General features: G+C 73.4%; 2 protein-coding genes and 1 pseudogene. All 3 read right to left on the reverse strand.

All coding sequences use genetic code 11. The annotated features are described in order from the left end of the window. Positions 1-225, reverse strand: a 225-nt coding sequence (locus E1264_RS42375; protein WP_165964673.1) for a methyltransferase, incomplete at its 3' end; no start/stop codon positions are given. Between the two features lie 21 nt (positions 226-246). Further along, positions 247-1194, reverse strand: a complete 948-nt coding sequence (locus E1264_RS42380) for a VWA domain-containing protein (RefSeq protein ID WP_132183199.1) — start codon at positions 1192-1194, stop codon at positions 247-249. Further along, positions 1191-1781, reverse strand: a pseudogene (locus E1264_RS42385) (hypothetical protein); the annotation flags it as partial. The pseudogene E1264_RS42385 and the gene E1264_RS42380, both read right to left, overlap by 4 nt.

Here is a 1781-nt window from a genome sequence, read left to right on the forward strand (position 1 = left end):
GGTGAGGGCGATGGGGCCGTAGCCGCAGCCTAGGTCGAGCAGGTCGCCGTCCTGGGGTGGTGGGGGGACGGTCTCCAGCAGCACGCGGGTGCCGGGGTCGACGCGGTCGGGGGAGAACACGCCGCTGTCGGTGTCCAGGCGCAGGTGCAGGTCGGGCAGGACGAGGTCGACGGTGCGGCGGCGGCTCTCGGTGCCCGGCCGTTCGGCGAAGTAGTGTTCCCCCACGTCGGCGAACCGTATCAGCGGTCAGGGCAGGCGCGAGAACCAGGCGAGGGAGGCGCCGCCGGCGGCGAGCGCGAACAGCAGCGCGATGCCGGTGTAGCGGGCGGCGACGTCGCGGTGCTCGGTCCGGAAGCCGAGGCTGGTGCCGATGTTGGCGTAGACGTCGCGGAGCTCGCCGGAGTCTTCGGCCTCGTAGGCCTTGCCTTTGGTGCTGTCGGCGAGGGCGCGCAGGGTCTCTTTGTTGACCGAGACGCTGGTGGTCTCGCCTTCGATGTCGACGGTGCCGTAGGGGGTGCCGAAGGCGATGGTGGAGACGGGGACGTTGGCGGCGCGGCTGGCGTCGATGGCCTCCTGGACGGAGCGTCCGGTGGTGTTGTCCCCGTCGGACAGCAGGACGATGTGGGCGGGCGGCGGGTCCTGGCTGGCCTCGGCGTCGAAGGACCGGACGGCCTGGAGGCTGGTGAAGACGGCCTCGCCGATGGCGGTGCGTTTGGCGAGGACGAGCTGGTCGATGGAGGCGACGGCGGCGTCGCGGTCGGCGGTGGGCGCGGCGATGAGGTTGGCGCTGCCGGCGAAGGCGACGACGCCGACGTTGAAGCGCGGGGGGAGGTCGTCGATGAACTTCTTGGCGGCGGATTTGGCGGCGTCGAAGCGGCTGGGCGGGACGTCCCTGGCCATCATGGACAGGGAGACGTCGATGGCGACGAGGATGGTGGCGCGGTCGCGGGGGACCTTGACGGAGTCGGCGGGCCGCGCGAACCCGATCATCATGAGGGCGATCATGATGAGGAAGAGGGTGGCGGCGACGTGGCGGCGCCAGCCGGGGCGGCGCGGGGCGATCTGGGAGAGCAGGGCGAGGTTGGTGAAGCGGACGGCGTGCTGTCCGCGGCGCAGTTGCAGCAGGACGTAGACGGCTGCCAGGGCGGGCAGGACGCCGAGGAGCCAGAGGCGTTCGGGTGACAGGAAGGTCATGGGCGCACTCCCGCGGTGGTGACTAGCCGGCCTGCGGCGCGGCGCTGGCGGAGGGCGAAGCGGGCGATGTCGGCGATCCAGTCGCGGTCGGTGCGCAGGACGAGGTGGTGGGCGCCGCAGCGGCGGAGGGCGGCGCGGGTGTGGTCGCGTTGCGCGGCGGCGGCCGCGGCGTAGCGTTCGCGGACGCGGCGGTTGAGGACGATCTCGTGGACGGTGCCGGTTTCGGGGTCGGTCATCTCGACGAGTCCGACGTCGGGGAGGTCGAGTTCGCGGGGGTCGATGATCTCGATGGCGAGGACCTGGTGGCGGGCGGTGAGGCGGCGCAGGGGCCGTTCCCAGTCGGGCCGGTCGTGCCCGGTGTCGTGGTGCGCGCCGTCGTGGGTGCCGTCGGGGGCGAGGAAGTCGGAGATGACGACGCGGAGGCCGCGGCGGGTCTGGCCGCGGTCGAGGGCGGCGATGGCGGAGGCGAGGTCGCGCTGGGGTGCGGTGCCGGCGCGGCCGCGGCCGTGGCCGGGAGCGGGGCCGGTGCGGGGGGCGCCGTCGTGGACGGATTGGGCGTCCAGGGCGGCTTGGAGGAGGGCGTAGAG

Origin of the sequence: Actinomadura sp. KC216, from assembly GCF_004348535.1 — a bacterium.
GTDB lineage: Bacteria > Actinomycetota > Actinomycetes > Streptosporangiales > Streptosporangiaceae > Spirillospora.